Source organism: Bradyrhizobium diazoefficiens (assembly GCF_016616885.1).
Taxonomy (GTDB): Bacteria; Pseudomonadota; Alphaproteobacteria; order Rhizobiales; family Xanthobacteraceae; genus Bradyrhizobium; species Bradyrhizobium diazoefficiens_F.
Window position 1 is genome coordinate 3,508,193 of record NZ_CP067102.1, and the last position, 23,317, is coordinate 3,531,509.

Consider the following 23,317-nt stretch of genomic DNA (forward strand, 5'->3'; position numbering starts at 1 on the left):
CCAATCTTACGAGTTGAGCTGAAGCTCCATCCTGGATTCCCGCTCGGCGTCGGCCTTGTTCTTGGCGGGGTCCTCGCCTTGGGCGGCCCGGCACGATTTGATCTCATAGTCATTGTCGAGCACCCGGCGCGGACCGTGCCGCGCTTCGTCGGTGCCGACGTCCACGACCAGACCGCTCTGTTGCGCGAGCTTCCAGACGTCGGCTTCGCTCGGATAGGCTTTGCTGATCTGGCTGTCGTTGCAGAACAGGGCGTAGGGCATGCTTCCCGCTCCCGGAAAGCGCGTTAACGACTTGATGGGGCGAGGGGTTCCGGAGCGATCACGGGGCCGTGATCGACCGCGGTCAGACTGCAAGGCAGCCGGGCTCTGAGTCCTTAACGAGTCCTGAATCCCCCAAAAAAGAAACTTTGGGACTCATTTGGCGGAATCAGCGGATGTTTCCGGCCATGTCGGCCGACCTGAAAACCTCCTGCGGGCACATGCTTCTGCCACTGACGCTGGCACTGTTTGGCGCCTGCGCAGCCAATCTCTGGCTGGTGTGGTCGTGGCTGTAAGGTCGTAGGCGGGCCGGCCAGCCCTACTTCTGGGCCGGCGGCGGAGCGCCATCGCGGATGGCGGCGCGCAGCTTGCTCAGGGTCGCCGCGCAATATTCCTCGCGCTCGCGCTCGAAGCGCTCTTGATGCTTTCTGAAATTGGCGATGCGAGCCTGCATCTCGCTGCGGAAATCGCCGGCCATCCGTGGCGGGGCGGCCGGCAGCGGCTGGGGCGGCGGCGCGACCGGGCGCAGTAGATCCGCTTGCGGCGGCTCGAACGCGACAGTCACCGTCTGGACGGAGACGATCTCCGCAGCCAGGACCGGCGCAGCCGCAGCGGTATCCGGCTGACGAACGTCGTCCTTCCTGCCGGAGACCGATTGAACGAAGGCCAGTGTCTGCGCGATCAGTGCGTCGCGCTCCCTGATCCACTTCATGATCCACCACCCGGTTAGAGCTATTCCACCAAAGCCGGAGCGCCGAATCAAGAAGGCTGTCTGCAAGGGATTGCATATTTTTCCCGAACGCCCGACATTGGATAAATGGATTCCAAGATCGACCCGTCGGACGAAGCGCAGGGCCTGCGGCTCGTGCGCGCCTTTCTGTCATTGCCGCCTGAGAAGCGGGCGGAGGTGATCGCGTTCGTCGAGGATTTGGTGCGCGCCCATGCCCGGCCCGAGGACGGCCAAGAGGCCACTCCGACCTGATCGCCAGCTAGTGCTGGCGCGGATTGACGTTGGGTACGAAGCGGGCGCCAACCAGCCGAACCGATGCCCGGGCGCCGGAAAGTTATTTTTCCGTAAGGCTGCCCGGCCAAACAGTATCAATTTTTAACGTTAGCCGGTTCCAATGGCCGCTGCTGGGCACTTCGGTCAATGGTGACCGGATAAATTTATTGGGCGGCTGCGATGAGCTTTTTGAACCATTTGAAGATCGTGTTGAAGGTTGCGCTGATCGTGACCGTGATGGGCTTTGCCCTGGTCGCCGTCGCGGCCTTCGGCACTCGCGAACTCTCGGCAGTCGTCGACGGCTTCAGTGAGCTCACCGCCATGCAGTCGGCAACCCTCAATCTCACGCGGGCCCAGCGCCGCCTCGAGACCTATCATGCGGCGCTCTATGCGGTCTTCACCGAGACGACGGAAGCGGGAAATGCCGGTCGCCTGAAGACCGCCGACCAGAACCGCAATGAAATTCGTCAATTCCTCGACGCGGCAGAGCAGGACGATCCGTCGCGCACGACCGAGATCAAGGGCCTCAGCGACCAGCTGAAGGGCGTGTTCGCAGGCTGCGACCCGGTGCTTCAGGCCGGTGCGGCCGCGAGCAGCCCACAGGAAAATGCCAAGGCTGCCGACCGGGCGCACAAGGAGTGCGACCCGCTGATCGATGCATCGTTGACGCGCGTCGCGGCATTTGCCTCCGATGTCAGCAAGGCGGTCGCCGAGCGCAAGGCTGCCATCAACCGCGACGCCAAATCCGCGATCTGGACCGTGATGAGCGTCAGTGCCGGTGGCCTGCTGCTCGGCATCGCGATTGCATTGTTCATCGGCCTCAAGGCGATGTCGCAGCCGATTGCACGGCTCAAGCTCGCGATGGAGGGCCTCGCCCGCAACGATCTCAAGATCGAGGTGCCCGAGAAGGACCGCCGCGACGAGATCGGCGAGATGGCGAAGACGGTCGAAGTGTTCAAGACCAACGCACTCGAGGTCGAACGCCTCAAGGCTGCACAGGTGGAAGTCGAGAAGCAGGCCGCAGCGCAGCGCCGCCGCGACATGTTCAACCTCGCCGACGGTTTCGAGCGCGCGGTCGGCGAGATCATCGACGCCGTCGGATCCGCCTCTACCGAGCTCGAAGCGTCGTCCTCGACGCTGGCCACCACGGCGCAGCGCGCGCAAGAGCTGACCTCGGTGGTCGCGGTTGCCTCGGGCGAGGCCACGGGCAACGTTCAGTCGGTTGCGACCGCCACCGAGGAGCTGTCTTCGTCGGTCAACGAGATCAGCCGGCAGGTGCAGGAATCCGCGCGGATGGCCAGCGAAGCCGTCAATCAGGCCCGCACCACCACCGAACGGGTCAGCGAGCTCTCGGTCGCGGCCACGCGCATCGGCGATGTCGTCGAGCTGATCAACACCATTGCGGGCCAGACCAACCTGTTGGCGCTGAACGCCACCATCGAGGCGGCGCGGGCAGGCGAGGCCGGCCGCGGCTTCGCCGTCGTCGCCTCCGAGGTGAAGACGCTGGCCGAGCAGACCGCGAAGGCGACCGGCGAGATCAGCCAGCAGATCTCCGGCATCCAGAACGCCACCCTGGAATCGGTGACGGCGATCCGCGACATCTCCGCGACCATCGAGCGGCTGTCAGAAGTGTCCTCGACCATTGCCGCCGCCGTCGAGGAGCAGGGCGCCGCGACCCAGGAGATTTCGCGCAACGTGCAGCAGGCCGCGCACGGCACCCAGCAGGTCTCGACCAACATCACCGACGTGCAGCGCGGCGCCGCTGAGACCGGTTCGGCGTCCTCGCAGGTGCTCTCCACCGCGAAGATGCTGGCGACCGACAGCACCCGGCTGAAGGACGAAGTCGGAAAATTCCTGCGGACGGTCCGCGCGGCCTGAGCCGCGCGACGTAAAAGGTCCGGCGGCCTCGCGCCGCCGGCACGCTGCCGCTCTTATTGCGGCAGCAAGAGTGCCATCGCGACAGCGAAGAGGAAGAGCGTCGCGACGACGGCCGCCACCGCTCCGGCGATGATCTTGGCGTTTTCTCGGCTGGTGGTGGGCCGCATGCGGCCTGGACGCTACCTCATGTTGAACTCTGATCCAACTTGAGACTTGTCCAGTCAGACAGCGAGTTTGGCCTGGAAGAACCGCGTGACCCGATCGATCGCATCCTGGGTCATCGGGTCGGTGTCCGAGAAATCAAAGCCGTGAGCCTTGCCCGGATAGGGCACGAATTCAGTCTCGGTGCCGACCAGCTTGCCGAGCGCGACCAGTTGCCGACCTTCCGCGATCGGGACATTCTTGTCCGCTTCGCCGTGCAGCGCGATCAAAGGCGGCAGGTGTTTGACCTTGGTGGCCATGGCGTGGGGCATGCCGCCGTAGAGCACCGCCAGCGCTGCGATGCGGCTGTCGCGCGCGGCGGCCTCGGCGGCGATGTAGCTGCCCAGCGAGAAGCCGAGCAGGCCGATGCGACCCGAACTGTCGGGTCGGTCGAGGACATCAGTCACGGTGGCGCCGACCGTATCGGCCCAGCCGTCGAACCGCGTCGTCTCATAGGCCTCGCGGCTCTCATGCGCGTCGGATGTCAACGCAGCCATATCGGCCGGGGTCATGTAGCGGAGAAAATAGGCGTCGATGCCCCGTGCCGTCAGCGCGTCGGCATATCGCTCATAGGCGCGGGCCCTGAGCTCGATGCCACGTGAGCCGTGCAGCACGATCACGGCCGGACGTTTTCCGTCGACTGCCGCCGCATAGCGCGACACCGGCAGGCTGTCATGGCCACTCGTGACGTCGAATTGCTCGCCGGGCGCGCTGCGTGCGGCGACGGGGGACAGCAGTGCGGCGATGGCGGCCAGAGCCGCGCGTCGGCTGATCATCGGCGAGCTCGGAGACATGTTTCGGACGCGACGTGCCGCCTCTATACTGCGCTTGCGACGGAATCTTGACACGAGTCCCACCCGATGATCTCCCATCGCCCCTCCGTGCTTGCCCATGAGCGGTTCGTTGCCGACAGCGCGAATTTTGCCGGCCTCGATCTCGCCGCGCGCTTTGAGCGGATTCAGCGGACCAACCTCTGGGGGGCTCCGACCTCGGTCTCGGGCCTCGGCTCCGAGGATCGCGCCACCGCGGGGATCCGCGCGGCGCTGCCCGGCCTGTTGCGGCGGCTTGGCTCGCGTTCGCTGCTCGATGCGCCCTGCGGCGATGCGGGCTGGATCGGCAGCGTCAAGCTCGAGGTCGATTATACCTGATCGAAGCCAACATGGCGCGTGCGGCGCGAGGTGATCTGCGCGGCCGCTTTCTCGTCGCCGACATCACGCGCGATCCGCTGCCGGGTTGCGACGTCATTCTGTACCGCGACTGTCTTGTGCATCTGAGTTTTCAGAACATCGCGCGCGCCATCGCCTGCTTTCGCGCGAGCGGCGCGCAATTCCTGCTGATGACGACGTTTCCGGAGTGGAAAGACAATGGCGATTGCGAGGACGGCGACTGGCGCGCGCTCAACATGACCAAGGCGCCGTTCCACTGGCCGCCTCCGCGCGAGTTGATCGATGAACGCTGCGACGAGGGCGGTGGCGGCTGGCGCGACAAGAGCCTCGGGCTCTGGCGGCTGAATGAGTTGCCGGAGGGCGGCGCCGAGCCCGTTTGACAGGCCGCTCGAGCATCTTCAACAGGGCAGCGCGTGGAAGACTTGAAGTTGATCGCGCAGCTGAGTGGTGGTGCCGGCTGAGGGGATTGAACCCCCGACCTTCGGTTTACAAAACCGCTGCTCTACCGCTGAGCTAAGCCGGCCACTTTGCTAGGAGCCCGCGCGGGTTCCGGCTGGCGCCGGCGCTTCCGCTTGTGCGCGGTCGCAATACCAGACTTGTCCGGGAAGTACCAGAACCTGGCGGTGGCGTTCGCCGGCACGAAAGAGGCGGCCCCTTGGGGCCGCCTGAACCATTTCGCCTGACTGTGGGCTACTGGCAGACGTGCTGCCGGCCGTCTTCCCCCTTGAACCGGGTGCCGGGCCTGCACACAATGCCATTGCGGGCTGCGTAGGCGTCCCAATTGCCGTGCCAGCCCGGTCCGCCGCGGTCGTAGCTCGCATAGGAATTGCTCCAGCCCTGGAACGGTGCGGAGGCGACGGCTGCCGCGGTGCCGACGGCGGCGCCGGCCACCGCGCCCGCTGTGTCGAGCGGCCAGAAGCCCGACTGGTCATTCACCTGCCGACGCGCCATGTGCCGACGCCGATAGGCGCGATCGGCGGTCGGATTGCCGGCGCGAAGATTCTGGCAATTGGGATCCTGGAAGGGCCCAGTGCAGCGGGCCGAATTGTCGATCACGGTTTGCGCGTAGGCTGGTGCGGCAAGCGTGGACGCGACAATTGCGGCCAGGCCCAGAAGTTTCAGGCGCGTCATGGCGTTTTCTCCATGTTGTTGAGACCTGTGCTAAGTGCGACATTCGGCGGTGGTTCCGCGGTTTCTCGGATACGGGGTCACATCAACGTGAGCCCGCACAGGATGTGCGGTTCATATCGCGCAACCCGGCGCCCTCGCCGGTGCGAGGGGTTGTGTGCCGTTAACGTTTCGCTAGTGCGCCCGGCAGCATTTGAGCCGCTACCGACCCTTGTGCGTTAGGCTTACCGGCATTTGGTGAGGGGGCCTTAACCCTCTGTCTGCCGTGATCGGATAGGTTGCCGGCTGTACAACCGGGATCCTCCCATGCGCGCTTCCGCGCTCGCAGCCTTTCTGATCGGACTGCCTGCAACGGCCTTTGCCGGCGGCGGTTTCGATATCGTCGTGCCCGGGCGTCCCGGTGTGCCCATCATCATCAACAATATCGATGTGTCCTATTCCGTCGTCGAGGGCGTCTGGGGTCTGGGCAAGAACGTCCAGGTGCAGCCCACGATCTATGGCGGGCGCTACGTGGCCGAGCGGCAGCCCTCTGACGTCGGCCATTATTATCCGAGCATGGGCTTGCAGCCCGGCTATGGCCGCCTCGAGGTCGAGCCGCCTGCGAACCGCAAATTGCCGAAGCCGGCCGAAAGCTATCATGAGAGCTGGGGCGCGCAGTCCGCGCCGTTGCCGCCGCAGATGGATGTGCCCGTCAATCCGCCGCCGGTGATCCTCGCGCCCGAGATCAATGACCATCCGCGGCGGCCTCGGCCACGGCCGCATGCAGCAATACCCGGCAAGCCGCCGGGTTAAGAAACGTCAAAATCCAACAAGACGGAAATCAACAGGAGAGAGTAATGCGTCAGATGATTTCGGGACTGGTCGCGGCGGCTGCCGTGATGTTTGTGGGCGCTGCGCCCGCCACGGCCTGCGGCTTCAACCCGTGCCAGCCGGTTGCGCCGGTTTTCTCCGGCTGCAACACCGGCTGTGGTGGTTATGGCTACGGCTATGGTGCCAGTTATGGCTATGGCTATGGCGGAGGCTATGAGCGTCTCGCCGAACCGACCACGCAATATTACTACGTCAACCAGGGCCCGACCTACACCGGCCCGGGCGCCTTCGCGCCGTATCCGACCTACCAGGAGGACGCGGTCGTCGCGCCCGCTAACTATGGCTACGGCTATGGCTATCGCGCTGCTGCTGTCGCGCCGCCGGCCGCCTATCCCTATCGCCGCCCGTACTACCGTCCGTATCGCTACGGCTACGGCCCGCGCTACGGCTACCTGCCGCGCACGCATTACGGCTACGGTCCGCGCTATGGCTACGCCCATCGCTACGCGCCGTATTACGGCGGCCATCGCGTGCTGCGCCGCTATTACTGATCTCTGATCGGTTGAGCCAACGAAACGCCCGTCCGCGTGATGCGGACGGGCGTTTTGTTTCGTTAGCGCTTCATCAAGCCGAGCCGGCTCGCGCCGACATAGAGCGAGAGCACGGCGGCGTTGGAGACGTTGAGGCTCTTGATCTCGCCGGGCATGTCGAGCCGCGCCACGACGCTGCAGGTCTCGCGCGTCAGCTGACGCAGACCCTTGCCTTCGGCCCCCAGCACCAGCGCGAGCGGCTCGCGCAGCGCGACGTCCGAGAGGTCCTCGGTGCCTTCGCTGTCGAGGCCGACGGTCTGGAAGCCGTTTTCGTTCAGCTCGTTCAGGGCGCGGGCGAGATTCGGCACCGTGATAACAGGCACCAGCTCAAGCGCGCCGGAGGCGGCTTTGGCGAGCACGCCAGTCGCTTCCGGACTGTGGCGCGCGGTGGTGACGATCGCCTTCACCGCGAACGCCGCAGCCGAGCGCAGAATCGCGCCGACATTGTGCGGATCGGTGATCTGGTCGAGCACCAGCACCATGCCTTCTTGCGCCAACGTCTCGATGTCAGGTGAGGGCAGGGGATCGGCCTCGGCGAGCAGGCCCTGATGCACCGCGTCGGGCGAGAGCAGGCGGTCGATCTCCTGCGGCTGGACGATCTCGGGCGCGATCCGGGTCTCGATGTTTTCGTCCGCGAGCCGCTTTGCGGCGTTCTCGGTCAGCGTCAGCTTGCGGATCCGGCGCTGCGGGTTGGCGAGCGCCATGGTGACGGTGTGCCAGCCATAGAGGATGACGGGCCCGTCAGCGTGCGAATCGCGCTCGCGCCAGGCCGGACGGCGGGTCGATTTCCCGGGCCTGTTGAAGGGCTTAGACCCGCTTCGGGGACCCTTGGGGATGAATTTTCGATCCTTCATGGGCTCGCTTGTGTCACGGGTCCTGGAATATGGCAATTTGGGAGGCTTCGAGGGTGATTTTAGCTGTTCGCCTCGGTTGACTTTGCCCCACCGGATCGCCCATAACCGCGCCCGGTCGCGCCCCCATCCGGGCTGTCGCGGCCTTCACGTTCCATGGCCGTATTCGGTCCGCCGGCAAGGTCCGGCCCGATTGTGCTGCCGTCGAGCGGGGGAGTGTCCCGAGTGGCAAAGGGAGCTGACTGTAAATCAGCCGCCTCATGGCTTCGCAGGTTCGAGTCCTGCCTCCCCCACCAGCCTTTGCTCGCTTCGCGAGCTTCAGCTAGGCAAGCCAGCTCAGACGATCGTGGCGCGTGGCGAGCGAAGGCTGCCGCGCCCGTAGCCCGTGGGGGGCAAGGCGAGCTGTCGACCCGACAGAGCGCCTTTATCGACCTCTCACAGTGCCGGCCACGGCATCGGAATGTAGCCGTAGGCGCCGTCTTCGCGCGTGACGTGACCAACGCCGGGGAAGGGCAGGTGCATACCGGCGACGAGCAGCCTGTCAGCCGAAGCCATCTCCAGCATCTTCTTGCGTGTGGTGACGGCGGCCGCCTGATCCACATCGAAGGCGATCGCCCATTCCGGATGGGCGAACTGCAAGGCGGATGCGTGAATGACGTCTGTAAAGAGCAGCATGTTGGCGTTGCCGGCGCCGATCCGCAGGGCAAGATGCCCCGGCGTGTGGCCGGGCGCCGGCACCGCGGTGATGCCAGGTGCGATCTCGACCTCGCCGACGATCTGCCGGATCTTGCCGCGGTACGGTGCGAGTGATTTGCGCGCAATTTCGAAGTACGGCTTCATCTGATCGGGGGCCCGGGACACGATGCCGTCGTCATGCCAGAAGCCGAATTCGGCGCCCGCAACCACTATCTCAGAGGCGGGAAAGGCGGCTTTGCCGTCCACGCCGATCAAGCCGTTGGCATGATCGGGATGCAGGTGGGTGACGATGACGGCGTCGATCTCTTCCCGCCTGACGCCGGCCGCGGCGAGCGCCTCCGGCAGATGGCCGAGCGTCGGTCCCATCGCCGATGCGGTGCCCGTATCGACGAGGACGTGCCGGTCGCCACGCGTGACAAGGTAGGCATTTACGGATGTAGGGATAGAACTTGGCAGGAATGCTCTTGCCAGCAGCGACTCGGCGACAGCCGGACTGGCGGCTGGAAAGAGTTCGAGGCCGAGATTGAGGTAACCGTCGCTGAGCGCCGTGATCGTGAAGTCGCCGAGCGCGAAGCGATGGGCGGCGGGTAGCCGCGCAGGTGGCGTCGCGTCGAGTGTTGCGGCCTTCGTGCCGTAGGAGTTGGTCCCTGTAGCGAGCAGGGTGGCGGCGCCAAGTGCGGCACGGCCGAAGGTTCGGCGGTCGATGTTCATGATGTTGCTTCCATGGTTTCTTGAGGATGTCCGCAGGGCCGTACAGACCTGCTGCGGCGGGTGAGCGATCGATCTGCTTAGTGATCGGAGCGGACGTCTCTCCTTGCGCTAAATGGCCGGCCTCGGTCTGACAGGGTTTCTTGGATCATCGTCTCAAGACTCTGTGGCCTGGTTCCATTGAAGTTCGAGCACGATGCGCCAAATCTTGGACACGTTCCGCCAAAGCTTGGGACACCGGCATGCGTCCTCAGCACGTCCTGGCACCACCGGCCGCCGACTCATCAATCTGACTTGTCGCGATGGATGCGCCGCGAACCCGGTTACACATCCGGCGATCTGCGTCGCATGCGCGGGTCCAGATGACTCCGGCTAGCTCACCATCTCCCGCACCATCGGCACCACCTTCCGCCCGTAGAGCTCGATGCTCGTCATCAGCTTTTCGTGCGGCAACGGCCCCGCCGAATATTTCAGCTGAAACCGCGCAATGCCAAGCGCCTTGGCGGTCTTGGCGATCTTGCGCGCGACCGTCTGGGGCGAGCCGACATAGAGCGAGCCGTGCTCGGCCTCGTTGACGAATTCGTCGCGGCCCATCGGCGGCCAGCCGCGCTCACGGCCGATGCGGTCGCGCATGGCCTTGTAGTCCGGCCACAGCTCCTCGCGCGCCTGTTCGTCGGTCTCGGCGACATAGCCGGGTGAGTGCACGCCGATCGGCTGTGCGGGACGGCCGAACTCCTTGAAGGCGCGGTGATAGAGATCGACGTAGGGCGCGAAACGTTCGGGATCGCCGCCGATGATGGCGAGCATCAGGGGCAGGTCGTAATGCGCGGCGCGCACCACGGATTGCGGGCTGCCGCCGACACCGATCCAGGTTTTAAGCTGACCATTCTCAACCGGCGGATAGACCAGTTGCTCCTTCAGTGGCGGGCGCAGCTTGCCTTCCCAGCTCACCGGCTTCTGCGACAGCAATGCGGCGAACAGATCGAGCTTCTCCTCGAACAGCTCTTCGTATTTGCGCAGGTCGAAACCGAACAGCGGAAAGGATTCCGTGAACGAGCCACGGCCGAGGATCACCTCGGCGCGGCCATCGGAGAGCGCATCCAAGGTCGCGAAGCGCTGAAACACGCGAATGGGATCATCGGAGCTCAGCACCGTCACGGCCGAGCCGAGATGAATGCGCTTGGTGCGCGATGCGGTCGCGGCGAGCACGGTTTCGGGCGAGGAGATCGCGAAATCGGCACGGTGATGCTCGCCGAGCCCGATGAAGTCGAGTCCAAGCTCGTCGGCCAGCACCGCCTCATCGACGACGTTGCGGATCACCTGCGCATGCGGAAGCATGGCGCCGGTGGCGTCCTTGGTGACGTCGCCAAAGGTATCCAGTCCGAATTCGAGCGGTGCGGTCATCGATCAGGTCTCTGTGGGGAGGATCGACCGGATTTAATGGACGGCGGCCAAGTCACAAGGCGGCTTTCGGAAATGCTCGGTTTTCGTTTGTGCGATCTACCGCCACATCCCCCGCATCCGTGCGCCGATGTCGACCTTCGGGCCCTGTGATGCGGCGCGCGCACCGGCCGCGGCGGCCTTCGGCCAGGCGGTACGTTCGAACAGATAGACCAACTGCTCCGGGATGAAGCGGGTGCGCGAGGCGTAGACGTGGCGGTCGCCCTTGGCGGCCTGGCCATGGACGAAGAAGCGTTGCGGCACCACGAGGTGCAGATCGTCCTTGGCGCGCGTCATTGCGACATAGAGCAGGCGGCGCTCCTCCTCGAGCTCGGCACTGGTGCCGGCGCCGAGGTCGGACGGCATGCAGCCGTCGACCACATTGAGCACGAACACCGATTTCCACTCCTGGCCCTTGGCGGAATGGATGGTGGAGAGGATCAGATAATCCTCGTCGCGCAAGGGCGGGCCTGATTTGTCACTTGTCGCATCCGGCGGATCGAGCGTGAGCTCGGTCAAGAATTTTTCGCGCGATGAATAGCCGCTCGCGATCTGCTCGAGCTGCATCAGATCGGCGCGGCGCGTCTCGGAATCTTCGTGGATGCGGTCGAGGTGCGGTTCATACCACAACCGCACGCGCTCGAGATCTACAGGCCATTCCGAGTAGCGCAGGTTTTCGACGGTGCGGACGAAATCGGTCCAGTCCGCACCGGTGCGCGCCGGCACCGGAAGCTGACCGAGCGCGTGCAGCGGGTCCATGCTCTCGGCCATCTGGTCGAGCACGCGCTGCGCGGTGGCGGGACCGATGCCCGGCAGCAGATGCAGGATGCGAAAACCAGCGACGCGGTCGCGCGGGTTCTCGGCAAAGCGCAGCAGCGCCAGCACGTCCTTGACATGCGCGGCGTCGAGGAATTTCAGTCCGCCGAATTTCACGAAGGGGATGTTGCGGCGGGTCAGCTCGATTTCGAGCGGGCCGGAATGCGAGGACGTCCGGAACAGCACTGCCTGGCGCTTGAGAAGCGCGCCTTGCTCGCGATTGGCCAGCACCTGCTCGACGATGTAGCGCGCCTGGTCGGCCTCATTGTGCACGGTGACGAGCTGCGGCTTTTGCGCGGAGGTGCGCTCGGTCCAGAGGTTTTTTGTGAAACGCTCGCGGGCAAGGCCAATGACGCCGTTGGCCGCCGCCAGTACGGGTTGGGTCGAGCGATAGTTGCGGTCGAGCGTGATCATTTCCGCGCGCGGCGAAAAACTCTGCGGGAAGTCCAGGATGTTGCGCACGGTGGCGGCGCGGAACGAATAGATCGACTGCGCGTCGTCGCCGACGACTGTGAGCCCGCGTCCATCCGGCTTCAGCGCGAGCAGGATCGAGGATTGCAGGCGGTTGGTGTCCTGGTATTCGTCGACCAGCACGTGATCGAAGCGGCCGCCGATCTCGTCGGCGATCAGCGCGTCGCTCATCATCTGCGACCAGTAGAGCAGCAAGTCGTCGTAATCGAGCACGTGCTGGGCCTGCTTGGCCTCGACATAAGCGGCAAACAGCCCCTTCAGCTCGGCGGCCCAGCCTGCGCACCAGGGATAGTGCTGTCCGAGCACCTTCTCGATCTCCATCTCGGCATTGACGCAGCGCGAGTAGATCGACAGGCACGTGCCCTTGGCCGGAAAGCGGCTCTCCGTCTTCGACAACCCGCGCTCGTGTCGGACCAGATTCATCAGGTCGGCGGAATCCTCGCGGTCGTGGATGGTGAAGGCGGGATCGATGCCGATGCGCTCGGCATATTCGCGCAACAGCCGCGCGCCGATGCCGTGGAATGTGCCGGCCCAGGTGAGCGCGTCGCGCATGATCGCGGCGTTGTTCTCGCCCAGGACTTTTCGGGCGATGCGCTCGACGCGGCCGGCCATCTCAGCGGCGGCGCGGCGCGAAAACGTCATCAGTAGGATGCGGCGCGGATCGGCGCCGGCGACGATCAGATGCGCGACGCGGTGGGCGAGCGTATTGGTCTTGCCGGAACCGGCGCCGGCAATAACGAGAAGGGGGGCGCCCACGGTCGCGCCATCGGCCACGCCATGCTCTACGGCGCGGCGCTGCTCCGCATTGAGCGTGTCCAGATAGGTTGTCACGAATCGCCCCGGTGAAAGGGAGAGAGTCGGCGATCCGCTGGCGAATCGCAATGCGGCTGGACGGAACCGGATTTAACACCTAGGGAAAAGACCGCCTTAAGTTCCAGCCCGCGACACGCACCCCGGCATGACCGAGCTCAAGCCCGAACAATTCGAAATGCGGCGGCTGGAGTCGCTCAGCAACACCATATTTGGTGTCGCCATGACCTTGCTCGCCTACGACCTGCCGAAGGCGGGGGTGTTCACCAACGCGCCGGACTGGAGCGATCTGGCCCAGGCCTATTCCGGCAAGCTTGCGGGCTTTGCGCTCAGTTTCATCATCGCCGGCCTGTTCTGGATCAGCCATCACCGCCGGCTCGCGCGCCAGCCGATGGGCAGCCGCGGCGCGGTGATCCTCAATCTGTTCTTCCTGCTCTCGATCGTGCTGCTGCCGGTGACCAACGGCCTTTACACCAACTACGCCATGAGCAGCGCCGTCGCCGTGCTTTACGGCCTGCACCTCACCGCGATCGCTGGCCTCAATGCTTGGCTTTGGTGGACGATCCTTGGCGGCTGGCGCCGGGAGACCATGGCCTCGCTGTTTCCGTTGCTCGTGTTTGTGCCGGGCACGATCGTTGCGGGGTTCGCGCCGCATGTCGCGCCCTTCCTGTGGTTCATCGCCTTCGGCGGACTTCTGATCCGGCGCTTCCATGGGGCCGGCGCCGAGACCGAAGTGTGAAGCCGGCGCTCATCCTTTCGAGGGCGTCGCGCCGAACCCATCGGCGGGCACGTAAAGCTTGACCGGACGGATTTCGTAGACCGCACTGGGATTGACCTGGCGCAGCAACCGCGCCGCCGCGATCGCCTCATCTTCGGTGTCGTATTCGACGAGGTGGAAGCCCAGAAGCTGCTCCTTGGTTTCTGCGAACGGGCCATCCAGCACGATCCCGGGGCCGGGGCCACGCAAGGTGCGGGCCTTTTGGGTGTCATCCAGACGGGCGGCCGGCCCAAGGTGTCCGCTTGCCCTCAAGGGCGCCTGAACCTCGATGACCTTGGCGACGACCGCGGCGTCCTCCGCCGGCGACCACGCCAAAACCTCGTCTTCCACATGGTAAGCCAGGATCGCGTAAAGCATCTTCACCTCGTTTGTTTCGGGCACGCAGCCCGAAGGACGTATGGTCGCCGCCGATACCGACAACGGCCGACCGCAAAATATTGCGTCGCGGCGATGATGACGAAACCGTTCTGAAACCCGATTGCCGGCCGGCGGGGTGAACGCCGTCCGGAGAAGAGGCGACTGATTGCCACAAGAACAGTTGAGGCTCATCGGAGGCGGCAATGTCGGGTCAGACCATCAAGATCATCTGCGACGCACGGCGGGCAGGGAAGTCCGAACCTGCTGACCTGCACGACCAGGCCGGCCATCATCGCTATTACGGCAGCTCGGTCGAGAGTGGCGGCGAACGCATTGTCGAGAGCCGCCGTGGCAAGCGTCCGTCCGTGCTCGCCCTCTTCGGTTTCTGAGCCGCGCTGGGCCGGGGTTGTCAGGGGGCGCTTAGAACCTGCTTGACGAGGACCTCGCGCAGCGCCGCCAGCTCGCCGCTCGCCTCCATCTGCTCGATCACCTGTCCAACTTTCGGCACGAGATCGCGGTGGCGTTCGTGCAGGTAGTGGAAGATGCGAATGCGCTCGAGTGGCGGGGAGAGCGGATATATCCTGGCCTGTAGATTGAGCTTGCGAACAGCGACCAGCCCGCTGAAGAGGTCGGTGACTATCACGTCGAAACGATCGGCATCGAGCATCCTGATCATGTTCTCGAGGCTCGTGGTCGCCGTGACGCGGTCCATGCCGCGCGTGCCGGCTTCCGACGAGCCGACGCCGCGGACGATGCCAATGCTGTAGTCCTTGATCGAATTCCAGCCGTCCACGTCGAAATGGAGTTTGGTCGCGAACACCGCGGGTTCGATGTAGTTGATCGCCGGCGTCACCTGCAGCAGTGTCGGGTATTCGCGCGACAGCGTTCCGATCCGCTGGATTTCACCATCGACCTCGCCGGCGCTCGACAGGGCCAGCGCGCGCTTGCCTGGGACGTCCTCGAATTCGAGCTTGATGTTCAGCTTGGCGTAGACGGCCCGCAGCATCTCCCCGCCGACATATTGATCGGGGATGTCGGCGATCCGCGCCAGCCGGATCACCGACTGTGCGGAGGACGAGCCGGCTGCGAACAGCGACAGGCAGACGACAACTATCCGCCACATGGGGCGCCTATCTGACCCTTGTTTGCTACCATTGGGTTTTGGGGCCCGCGTGATCTACCGGAGATGGCGCTCGTGCGAAGCCACGATGCTCACCGCTCGCCGGCCACGCGGCGCGCCTCCTGATTTTCACCGATGTCATTCTAGCATGTGAAGTGGTACCTTGCGCGAGGATCCTGCTGCTGGGCGCAAGATATGACCCCACCGACCTCGGATCGCCCAAGGGCCGACAGGATCGCTGCGCGCATCGCGCGCTGAGGAAGAATCAAAACCGTTGAACTGCATAAGGCTGCGACCGGCAGGCCGGAGAGGTGTCGCCATTTTCGGGAACGGGATGCATGGGCAATGCAGGTGACAAGAATCCCGATCGCGGCCGCGCTGTTGCGCCGGCGGCTGCGAAGCAGGATTTGAACGGCATCGGAACCGCGTTCACGTCACCGATGCTCGCGGCACTACCGTCGCGGATCTTCAACTGGTCGCGGAGCGGCATCGGGCCCCGCCTGCTTGCCGCAGTGCTGCTGTTCTCCTCGATCGTGACGCTGACACTGACCGCGCTCCAGCTCTATCTGGACTATGATCGTGAAGTCGGCGTGATCGAGACGCGGCTCGAGGAGGTCGGCCGCAGCACTACCGGCAGCCTCAGCGAGAGCCTGTGGAATCTCGACCAGAACCAGCTCAAGCTCCAGCTCGACGGTATCCTGCGGCTGCCCAGCATGCGCGCCGCCGAAGTCCGTGAGATTGCCGATCGCCCCAATCCTATTCGTGTCGCCGTCGGGGAGCGAAGCAGCCGCTCGGTCGTGACGCGCGACTATCCCCTGACCACCACCGTGCAGGGGACCGCGCGCGCGATCGGCGTGCTCCATGTCGAGGCGACGCTGAGCGATGTCTATCAGCAATTGCTGAACCGGGCCCTCGTCATCCTGGCAAGCCAGGCGGCAAAGACGTTCATCGTCTCGCTGTTCATCATCTACATGGTCCACATTCTGGTGACGCGGCATCTGGTTGCGATTGCCGATTTCGTCAGCAAGTACAGCCCGGCGCGGCCGCCGCCGCCGTTGCACCTGCAGCGACGGCCTCCTTACGATCCCGACGAGCTGGACAAGGTGATCGATGCGTTCAACGCCATGTGCGCCAATCTCGGCCGTGCCTATGGCGAGCTGCGCGAGGCCAATGCGAATCTCGAACGTGATCTGAAGATCCGCCGGCGCGCCGAAGAGGATGCGCGCGCGAGCGAGCAGCGCTTTCGCGACTATGCCGAGACTGCATCCGACTGGTTCTGGGAAACCGGGCCGGATCATGTGTTCACCTACATATCGGACCGGGCCGGCGCGTTCGGCATGGATCGCGAGGCCCTGATCGGCAAGCGACGTCCGGATGCCGCCATTGATCAAGACGCCGAAGTGCAGAAATGGCGCGATCACATGGCGACGCTGGATCGCCATGAGCCGTTCCGGAAGTTCGAGTATCGCGGCCGCGATAGCGCCGGGCGCTTGCACTATTTCAGTGTCAACGGTCAGCCCGTGTTCGCCGAGGACGGGCGTTTCATGGGCTATCGCGGCTCCGCCACCGATCTCACGTCGCAGCACGAGACCGAGGAGCGGCTTCGCCAATCCCAGAAGATGGATGCGATCGGCCAGCTCACTGGCGGCGTCGCGCACGACTTCAACAACGTGCTCACCGTCATCACCGGCACCATCGAGATCATTCAGGAGGGGCTTGCTGACAAGCCACAGCTCGCCGCGATCGCCCAGCTCATCGACGATGCGGCCTCGCGCGGCGCCGAGATCACGTCTCAGCTCCTGACCTTTGCGCGGCGCCAGCCACTGGAGCCGCGCGAGATCGACGTCAATGGTCTCGTGGTCGAGACGGCGAAGCTGTTGCGGCCGATCCTCGGCGAGCATGTCGATATCGTGACCCGGCTGGCGGACGATGCGTGGCTGGCGATGGCGGATCCGTCGCAGCTGTCGTCGGCGATCGTCAATCTCGCCGTCAACGCGCGCGATGCGATGCCGGATGGCGGCAGGCTTACGCTCGAGACGGCAAACCGGGAGCTCGACAGCACCGGCAACGGTGACGGCGATGCCGGCTCCTACGTCATGGTCGCCGTGGCCGACACCGGCCACGGCATCCCGGCCGACATCCGCGACCGCGTGTTCGAGCCGTTCTTCACCACCAAGGGGCTCGGCCGCGGCACCGGACTTGGTCTGAGCATGGTCTACGGCTTCGCCAAGCAGACCGGCGGCACCGTCGCGATCGAGAGCGAGGAGGGTCGCGGCACGGTGATGCGGCTGTTCCTGCCGAGATCAGCGGGCGAGTCTGTGGCGAGGACCGGGCCGGTGGCGGCGCCCGCGCCGGCGCGCGGGCACGAGACCATCCTCGTGGTCGAGGACGATCCGCTCGTGCAGGGCTATGTCATCGCCCAGCTCGGCAGCCTCGGCTATCGCACGCTGACTGCCAGCGATGGCGCAACCGCGCTTGCGCTGGTCGACCAGGGGGCGAGCTTCGATCTCCTGTTCACCGACATCATCATGCCCGGCGGCATGAACGGGCGGGAATTGGCGGAAGCGGTCCGCCTCCGCCGGCCGGGCGTGCGGGTGCTCTACACATCCGGCTATACCGACAACACCATCGTCCACGAGGGACATCTCGATCCCGGCGTGGCCCTGCTTCGGAAGCCGTATCGGAAGGCTGACCTGTCTCAGAAGATTCGAGAGATGCTTGCGGGCGAGAGACCGCTCTGAGCGGCACGCGCGATGCCGGCGAAGCGGGCCTGGCCAAAGAAAAGGCGCGGCGGGGAGAACCCCGTCGCGCCCGATCTCTTGCTCGCTGGTCCAGGGCTGAGAGCGCCCCGATGCCAAGCCTCACTTAAAGCTTAGCGGGCGATCCCAGCGAGGTGACAGCGCTTGGTAAAAGACACTGGATCACCTCCTTTCGTTGATTGCGGGAGATCTCAATATAGGCGGGAAGGCCACCGCTGTTAAGGGCCGGCGGGGCGGGCGGAACCAGGCCTGTGCGCAAGGGGACGGAAAGCCGAAAGTGGTCCTGGGGGCAGTTGAGACCGCCGCCCGGCCGTGTTAGGGAGCCGGTGTCGCGGGTGTAGCTCAATGGTAGAGCAGCAGCCTTCCAAGCTGAATACGAGGGTTCGATTCCCTTCACCCGCTCCAATGATTTCAAGAACTTATCGGCTTGTTAGTTTTCATTCCGACAAGACCGCGGAATCCATTCCGACAAATGTTCACTTTCTGGCCGCTTGCTTGCGCCGCTTGATGCGCTTGATTTGTGCGTCCTGCTTGGCCTCGTCGTCGTGATGGAGGTAGTGCGCCATCGCCTTGGTCGATGACCATTGGCCCTTCTTCATCAGCTGCGTTTCTGTGAGGCCGGACGTGCTCGCCTCAGTGGTCCCGCCATGCCGGCCAAACGACGTGAAGGTCAGCTCAGGACGCAAACCCGCGGCCAAAATGATCTTCTTCGAAATGCGCTCGACTTGAGTCAGCATCTCGCCCTTGCCGCTCCAGGGCAGACTGCTTCCATCTCGCCGCAGCATCAGTCCGCCGGTCGGCCGCAAAGCTTTCATGGCGTCGAGCTCGGCCATCAGCAGGGGATAGAGCGGCTTACCCTTCCTATCAAAGAGCGGCTCCCACGAGCCCGTGCTCGTCTTGTAGTTGATGACGTAGACATGGTTCGGGCGGCTTTCCGGCCGGTAGTGCTCCGCCATAAACCGGATGAAGATATGGGCCTTGCGCTGTAGCCATTCCCAGCCGATCAGGACACCTGTTGCCAATGACGGATAGCCCAACTCGATCGCCTTCTCACGGAACGCCGCCAACTCGTCAAAATTGGCATGCGGCGTTTCGCGCGAGGTCGATTGCAGGCCCATCTTCTCAAATGGGTTCTTCGGCGGAAACAGGTGAGGGTGCGCCCGTGAGATCGTGTTCCACGCGCCGCGGGCGGTCTTCATCGCGTGGTTCACGGTCGTGCGGCGTTCGACCTTTTCGCCGTCGACATTCTTGTAGAGCAGTCTTGTAGAGCAGTTTCTCGAACAAATCGTCCGCAAATGCCGTATCGATGCTCAAAACGCGCAGCGCGCCAAGACGCCTTCCGTCCTTCAACAGGTATTCGCAGATCATCTTGATGCCGGTCTCATGCACGCGACATTGACCGGGGCTCAAAGGCTGCAAACGCTTAGCCGTCTTCTGTTTCCACGTTCGACGATACTCGTGAAACATCCAATCCAGCGTTCCGATCACCACTCCAATGCCCACGGGATTCGCATCATCGCTCCCCGTTAGCCAGCTGTCGAACGCAGGCAGCAAGATCTTCTCGGCGCGCTGCACGGCCATATCGTAATCGGCGCCGAGCGGTTTGTTCTTGACTGGACAACCTTTTTTACGTGCCCACGTTGGCACGTCGAAGAAATACGCAAAGGTCCTTTCTGAAGGCGTTTGTGCCTTGTGTAGCGAGGCAGCGGCAGCGCCGAACGTCCCACCCTCATCACGGCAAACTCCTAGACACCTCCGGATCGTCCTCAGGATCTATTGGAGTCGATCTTTCTTCTCGTATCAACACAGAAATGCGTCCGTCAGGCCAAATCTCGACACGCGCGACTTTGCCACCACTGTCGACATCCAAGCCGGAAGGGTACGGAAGCGAAGGCGCAATTGGTAATTCATTCAATCATGACCCGTAGTGATCGCTCCACTGAAAGTAGAGAAAGCTTGGTGCATGGTGGAGCATCTGACGGGGTCTAGATTTGAAGTAAGGAAGAGCGATCACAGGAGAGATTAGCGATCATATTTCGTTGAGCTCGTAGAAGCGGTGAAGTGCAGTTGGACCAGGCTGCTGTTGTATGGCTCACGCTCTCTTAAACTTCCCCATGATGGATTGGAGCTAGAGTTTAAGTCTTTCAATTGGTTAGAGGGTGGCGTGTGCATGACGTGTGCACTGGGAGATCAAGAAAAATCTATTGAGCGCAAGTGAGCGCGATCGTTCTTTGAAGCGACGGTGACGTCCGTAGAAGTGGGTGCCGCCCCACGTGGCGATTTTCGAGGGAAGAATTTCTCAAGGAACGTCCTTCCATGTTCCAGCGCGACTCGAGGCGTGAATCGTCTCGACGAGTGTTTGGATGCGCAGGCCAGCGCGGAAGTTGAATGGCTCCGGCCGACGTCCAGCGATAGCGTCAAGGTAGCCCGCGGCTTCGATCGCCTTTAGGTCGTTGAAGCCAAGCTGGTGGCCAGGCGCAACGCAGAACAGGCCGTATGGTCGATGGTCCGGGCCTGCTTCGATCCGGCGGAATCCCTGACGGTCACGGCGGTCATCGGTCGAGAAGAAATGCAGCTCGTTGAATCGTTCCTGGCTAAAGGCGAGGGCACCCCTTGTTCCATAGACCTCGAAGTCGTGTTGCATCTTCCGCCCTGTCGCAATCCAATTCCCTTCGATCGAGCCGGAGGCGCCGTTCGCGAAACGGAGGAAAGCTCGGCCGACATCGTCGACTTCGACGCGCCTCCGGCCGCCTTTACCATCGGGACGCTCCTCAATCATCGTGACGCAATCGCCCATGACCCGGGTGATCGGTCCAGCGGCTGGACCCAATAAGAATTCGGCTGTTGCCAACGCGTGACTGCCAATGTCGGCTAGTGCGCCGCCGCCAGTCGGATCATGCCGGAAGGTGAACGGCCCAGCGCTATCTGCCATGTAGTCTTCGGCGTGGACTCCGCGGTAGCCGCGTATCTCGCCGAGCTCTCCGGCGGCGATCATTTCGCGCGCGAGGCCCAGCATAGGGTTGCACAGGTAGTTGAAACCGACTTGCGTCTTGACTCCGGCCGCTTCAGCGGCGTCAGCCATTTCGCGGGAGTCGATCGCAAGCGGCGCCAGCGGCTTTTCGCAATACACATGTTTGCCCCCGGCAATCGCGGCCAAGGCCATTTTCTTGTGGAGCGCGTTGGGCGTGGTGATGTTCACGACGTCGATACCTGGGTCCGCCACGAGTGACGGCCAGTCCGAGGTCGCGCGCGCGAAGCCCAGTGCCGAGGCTGCTTTCGCGGCCGCCTCGTCGCTAATATCCGCGATCGTATGCAGTTCCAGCTCGAAGGGGAGGTCGAAGACACGCGCAGCGATGGAGTAACCGAAAGCGTGAGTCTTCCCCATGAATCCGCTACCGATGAGGCCGATGCGAAGCTTCGGTTTAGTCATGCCGAAAATCCTTGTTCACGATGAGGTCGGAGTTGAGGCGACCCGCGAAGAAATCGAGCACGTTCTGAATGGAAGGCGCCAACGGCAATAATTGTTGCGAAAAAATATCATTGTCAATATTCAATGCATGAGGTTATGTTTCTCACAACCCGTCGAAGGAGGAGATCACATGACTGGCGCCACAATCCGACTCACAATGGCCCAGGCCCTGGTGCGATGGCTGACCCAACAGTTCACCGAAATCGAGGGTGTTCGCGTGCCCCTGTTCGCCGGCGTCTTCGGCATTTTTGGTCATGGAAACGTGACCTGTCTGTCCGAGGCCTTGGAGGCGGTGCAGGATCGTCTGCCGACCTGGCGTGGACAGAATGAGCAATCGATGGCGTTGGCGGCTATCGGTTTCGCCAAGGCCAAGCTTCGGCGGCAAATCATGGTGGCGACGTCGTCCATTGGGCCCGGCGCTCTGAATATGGTGACGGCGGCGGGAACAGCTCATGCAAATCGATTGCCCCTCCTTCTTATCGCTGGCGATACGTTCACCAACCGGCTGCCGGATCCAGTTCTCCAGCAGGTCGAGCATTTTGGCGACCCGACCGTCACTGTGAACGACGCCTTCAAGGCGGTCACGCGTTACTGGGATCGGATCACTCATCCCGCGCAGATCATGTCTTCGCTGCCGCAGGCAGTAGCCGCGATGCTCGATCCGGCCGACTGCGGCCCGGCCTTTTTCGCGCTACCACAGGACACCCAGGAGGTAGCTTTCGACTACCCCGAGGTCTTCTTCGAGTCTCGAACCTGGATCATCCCGCGTCCGCGTCCCGACCGTCAGAAACTCGCGGAAGCGGCCGCGCTGCTCAAGACCGCGAAGAAGCCGCTTCTCATCTCTGGTGGCGGCGTGCGCTACTCGCTGGCGGGAAATGTCATCGCGAATTTTGCGGTCGAGCGTGGAGTTCCTATTGTGGAGACGGTCGCCGGCAAGGGCGCGGTGACTCACTATCACCCGGCTCATGCGGGGCCGATCGGAATTATCGGCTCAACCTCAGCGAATGCGCTCGCAGCCGAAGCCGATGTTATCCTTGCGGTGGGTACACGCCTTCAGGACTTCACGACAGGCTCATGGACCGCCTTTAGCCCGGACGCTCGTTTCATTTCGATCAACGCGGCCAGGTTCGATGCGGTGAAGCATCGTGCGCTGGCGGTGGTGGGGGACGCGCGGGAGACGCTTGAGGAACTCGATGCGGCGCTCGGCTCATGGCGCGTCGACCCCGCCTATATGGCGCGTGCTCAGACGCTCTTTAGGGAATGGGATGCGCTGCTCGAGTCGCTGCAGGCCCCCAGCAACGCTCCGGTACCGACCTACGCGCAGGTCGTGCAGGCAGTGAATGCATCCGCCGGTGAGACAGATACCTTGATTTCAGCCGCCGGCGGGCTGCCTGGCGAAGTGGCAAAAGGATGGCGCGTCAAGGCGCCGAATACCTTTGACCTTGAGTTCGGCTTCTCTTGCATGGGCTATGAGGTCGCGGCCGGTTGGGGCCATGCGATGGCCAATTCCGGGCCCGGTGGACTCGGCGGCACGCCGATCGTGATGGTCGGCGACGGTACCTATTTGATGATGAACTCGGACATCTACTCGACGGTTCTGAGCGGTCACAAGATGATTGTTGTGGTCTGTGACAATGGCGGGTTCGCGGTGATCAACCGATTGCAGCAGTTCAAGGGCGTGCCAGGCTTCAACAATTTGTTGACCGATTGTCGCGTTCAGAATCGCGACAATCCTCCTCACGTAGATTTTGCCAAGCACGCGGAGGCCATGGGGGCGGCTGCACGGCGTTGCGAGAGTCTTGCCGATCTTGTTGCCGCGCTCGAATGGGCCAAAGGCAACGACCGCACCACCGTGCTTTCGATCGCCTCGGACGCGTATTCGTGGGTTCCAGGCGATGCCGACTGGGACGTCGGCGTACCTCAGGTATCTTCGCGCGAGACGGTTCGAAGCGCGCGCAAGCAGCAGGACGAGATTCGCGCGAAGCAGCGCATTGGAGTGTGATGAGTC

The 23,317-nt window shown here is 63.5% G+C and carries 21 protein-coding genes, 3 tRNA genes and 1 pseudogene; 11 read left to right on the forward strand and 14 right to left on the reverse strand.

Annotated features, from left to right (window positions below):
• Positions 1 to 6 precede the first annotated feature (6 nt).
• Both JJC00_RS16095 and JJC00_RS16100 read right to left on the reverse strand, forming a co-directional pair.
• A complete protein-coding gene (locus tag JJC00_RS16095) occupies positions 7 to 261 on the reverse strand; it encodes a hypothetical protein (RefSeq protein WP_200473504.1) in 255 nt (84 codons plus the stop codon).
• A gap of 316 nt (positions 262 to 577) precedes the next feature.
• Complete coding sequence (locus JJC00_RS16100; protein WP_200473505.1) at positions 578 to 970, reverse strand: hypothetical protein; 393 nt, start codon at positions 968 to 970, stop codon at positions 578 to 580.
• A 105-nt stretch (positions 971 to 1,075) separates the two neighbouring features.
• On the opposite strand from JJC00_RS16100, the gene JJC00_RS16105 reads away from it, so the two are divergent.
• Positions 1,076 to 1,240: a hypothetical protein gene (locus tag JJC00_RS16105; RefSeq protein ID WP_200473506.1), complete on the forward strand. Its 165-nt coding sequence runs from the start codon at positions 1,076 to 1,078 to the stop codon at positions 1,238 to 1,240.
• A 201-nt stretch (positions 1,241 to 1,441) separates the two neighbouring features.
• On the forward strand, positions 1,442 to 3,139 hold the full coding sequence (locus tag JJC00_RS16110) for a methyl-accepting chemotaxis protein (protein WP_200473507.1): 1,698 nt from the start codon (positions 1,442 to 1,444) through the stop codon (positions 3,137 to 3,139).
• A gap of 221 nt (positions 3,140 to 3,360) precedes the next feature.
• On the opposite strand, the gene JJC00_RS16115 is transcribed toward JJC00_RS16110, so the two are convergent.
• On the reverse strand, positions 3,361 to 4,116 hold the full coding sequence (locus tag JJC00_RS16115; RefSeq protein WP_246774228.1) for a dienelactone hydrolase family protein: 756 nt from the start codon (positions 4,114 to 4,116) through the stop codon (positions 3,361 to 3,363).
• An 84-nt stretch (positions 4,117 to 4,200) separates the two neighbouring features.
• Between JJC00_RS16115 and JJC00_RS16120 the strand changes: the two are divergent.
• Positions 4,201 to 4,886, forward strand: a pseudogene (locus JJC00_RS16120) (class I SAM-dependent methyltransferase).
• A gap of 68 nt (positions 4,887 to 4,954) precedes the next feature.
• On the opposite strand, the gene JJC00_RS16125 reads toward JJC00_RS16120, so the two are convergent.
• A tRNA-Thr gene (locus tag JJC00_RS16125) sits at positions 4,955 to 5,029 on the reverse strand.
• Between the two features lie 167 nt (positions 5,030 to 5,196).
• Positions 5,197 to 5,637 (reverse strand): hypothetical protein, encoded by a 441-nt coding sequence (locus JJC00_RS16130; protein WP_200473508.1) that lies wholly within the window; start codon positions 5,635 to 5,637, stop codon positions 5,197 to 5,199.
• Positions 5,638 to 5,940: 303 nt separating this feature from the next.
• Between JJC00_RS16130 and JJC00_RS16135 the strand changes: the two genes are divergently transcribed.
• Both JJC00_RS16135 and JJC00_RS16140 read left to right on the forward strand, forming a co-directional pair.
• Positions 5,941 to 6,426, forward strand: a complete 486-nt coding sequence (locus JJC00_RS16135) for a hypothetical protein (RefSeq protein ID WP_200473509.1) — start codon at positions 5,941 to 5,943, stop codon at positions 6,424 to 6,426.
• Between the two features lie 44 nt (positions 6,427 to 6,470).
• A complete protein-coding gene (locus JJC00_RS16140; RefSeq protein WP_200473510.1) occupies positions 6,471 to 6,995 on the forward strand; it encodes a hypothetical protein in 525 nt (174 codons plus the stop codon).
• A 62-nt stretch (positions 6,996 to 7,057) separates the two neighbouring features.
• Here the strand turns inward: JJC00_RS16140 and rlmB are convergent, their stop codons facing one another.
• Positions 7,058 to 7,888 carry a 23S rRNA (guanosine(2251)-2'-O)-methyltransferase RlmB gene (gene rlmB / locus JJC00_RS16145; protein WP_200473511.1) on the reverse strand — a complete coding sequence of 277 codons (831 nt, stop codon included), beginning with the start codon at positions 7,886 to 7,888 and terminating at the stop codon, positions 7,058 to 7,060.
• A gap of 207 nt (positions 7,889 to 8,095) precedes the next feature.
• Between rlmB and JJC00_RS16150 the strand changes: the two genes are divergently transcribed.
• Positions 8,096 to 8,181: transfer RNA gene (locus JJC00_RS16150), tRNA-Tyr, on the forward strand.
• A gap of 139 nt (positions 8,182 to 8,320) precedes the next feature.
• Here JJC00_RS16150 and JJC00_RS16155 read toward each other — a convergent pair.
• From JJC00_RS16155 to JJC00_RS16165, 3 genes are all read right to left on the reverse strand, one after another.
• Complete coding sequence (locus tag JJC00_RS16155) at positions 8,321 to 9,292, reverse strand: MBL fold metallo-hydrolase (protein ID WP_200473512.1); 972 nt, start codon at positions 9,290 to 9,292, stop codon at positions 8,321 to 8,323.
• Positions 9,293 to 9,661: 369 nt separating this feature from the next.
• On the reverse strand, positions 9,662 to 10,693 hold the full coding sequence (locus tag JJC00_RS16160) for an LLM class flavin-dependent oxidoreductase (protein ID WP_200473513.1): 1,032 nt from the start codon (positions 10,691 to 10,693) through the stop codon (positions 9,662 to 9,664).
• Between the two features lie 96 nt (positions 10,694 to 10,789).
• Positions 10,790 to 12,847, reverse strand: a complete 2,058-nt coding sequence (locus JJC00_RS16165; protein WP_200473514.1) for an ATP-dependent helicase — start codon at positions 12,845 to 12,847, stop codon at positions 10,790 to 10,792.
• Between the two features lie 127 nt (positions 12,848 to 12,974).
• Here JJC00_RS16165 and JJC00_RS16170 point away from each other — a divergent pair, with 127 nt between their 5' ends.
• Positions 12,975 to 13,565: a TMEM175 family protein gene (locus JJC00_RS16170; protein ID WP_200473515.1), complete on the forward strand. Its 591-nt coding sequence runs from the start codon at positions 12,975 to 12,977 to the stop codon at positions 13,563 to 13,565.
• 9 nt (positions 13,566 to 13,574) lie between these two features.
• Here JJC00_RS16170 and JJC00_RS16175 read toward each other — a convergent pair whose 3' ends face one another.
• The gene (locus JJC00_RS16175; RefSeq protein ID WP_200473516.1) at positions 13,575 to 13,961 is read right to left on the reverse strand and encodes a YciI family protein; all 387 of its coding nucleotides are present in this window, start codon (positions 13,959 to 13,961) and stop codon (positions 13,575 to 13,577) included.
• Positions 13,962 to 14,164: 203 nt separating this feature from the next.
• Here JJC00_RS16175 and JJC00_RS16180 point away from each other — a divergent pair, with 203 nt between their 5' ends.
• Entirely contained in the window at positions 14,165 to 14,350 is a 186-nt protein-coding gene (locus tag JJC00_RS16180; RefSeq protein ID WP_200473517.1) for a hypothetical protein, read from the forward strand.
• 20 nt (positions 14,351 to 14,370) lie between these two features.
• On the opposite strand, the gene JJC00_RS16185 is transcribed toward JJC00_RS16180, so the two are convergent.
• Positions 14,371 to 15,084, reverse strand: a complete 714-nt coding sequence (locus JJC00_RS16185; protein WP_200473518.1) for a substrate-binding periplasmic protein — start codon at positions 15,082 to 15,084, stop codon at positions 14,371 to 14,373.
• A 335-nt stretch (positions 15,085 to 15,419) separates the two neighbouring features.
• Here JJC00_RS16185 and JJC00_RS16190 point away from each other — a divergent pair, with 335 nt between their 5' ends.
• Positions 15,420 to 17,822, forward strand: coding sequence for an ATP-binding protein (locus JJC00_RS16190; protein WP_200473519.1), 2,403 nt, complete (start codon positions 15,420 to 15,422; stop codon positions 17,820 to 17,822).
• 349 nt (positions 17,823 to 18,171) lie between these two features.
• Positions 18,172 to 18,245 (forward strand) — tRNA-Gly (locus JJC00_RS16195).
• 71 nt (positions 18,246 to 18,316) lie between these two features.
• On the opposite strand, the gene JJC00_RS16200 is transcribed toward JJC00_RS16195, so the two are convergent.
• The 3 genes from JJC00_RS16200 to JJC00_RS16205 all read right to left on the reverse strand — a co-directional run bounded on the left by JJC00_RS16200 (position 18,317) and on the right by JJC00_RS16205 (position 21,270).
• Positions 18,317 to 19,039, reverse strand: a complete 723-nt coding sequence (locus JJC00_RS16200; RefSeq protein WP_246774229.1) for a hypothetical protein — start codon at positions 19,037 to 19,039, stop codon at positions 18,317 to 18,319.
• On the reverse strand, positions 18,963 to 19,421 hold the full coding sequence (locus JJC00_RS38135) for a hypothetical protein (RefSeq protein ID WP_246774230.1): 459 nt from the start codon (positions 19,419 to 19,421) through the stop codon (positions 18,963 to 18,965). The genes JJC00_RS16200 and JJC00_RS38135 overlap by 77 nt, the downstream gene beginning before the upstream one ends.
• Before the next feature lie 718 nt (positions 19,422 to 20,139).
• Complete coding sequence (locus JJC00_RS16205) at positions 20,140 to 21,270, reverse strand: Gfo/Idh/MocA family protein (protein WP_200473520.1); 1,131 nt, start codon at positions 21,268 to 21,270, stop codon at positions 20,140 to 20,142.
• A 169-nt stretch (positions 21,271 to 21,439) separates the two neighbouring features.
• On the opposite strand from JJC00_RS16205, the gene iolD reads away from it, so the two are divergent.
• The gene (gene iolD, locus JJC00_RS16210) at positions 21,440 to 23,311 is read left to right on the forward strand and encodes a 3D-(3,5/4)-trihydroxycyclohexane-1,2-dione acylhydrolase (decyclizing) (protein WP_200473521.1); all 1,872 of its coding nucleotides are present in this window, start codon (positions 21,440 to 21,442) and stop codon (positions 23,309 to 23,311) included.
• The last annotated feature ends 6 nt before the right edge of the window (positions 23,312 to 23,317 follow it).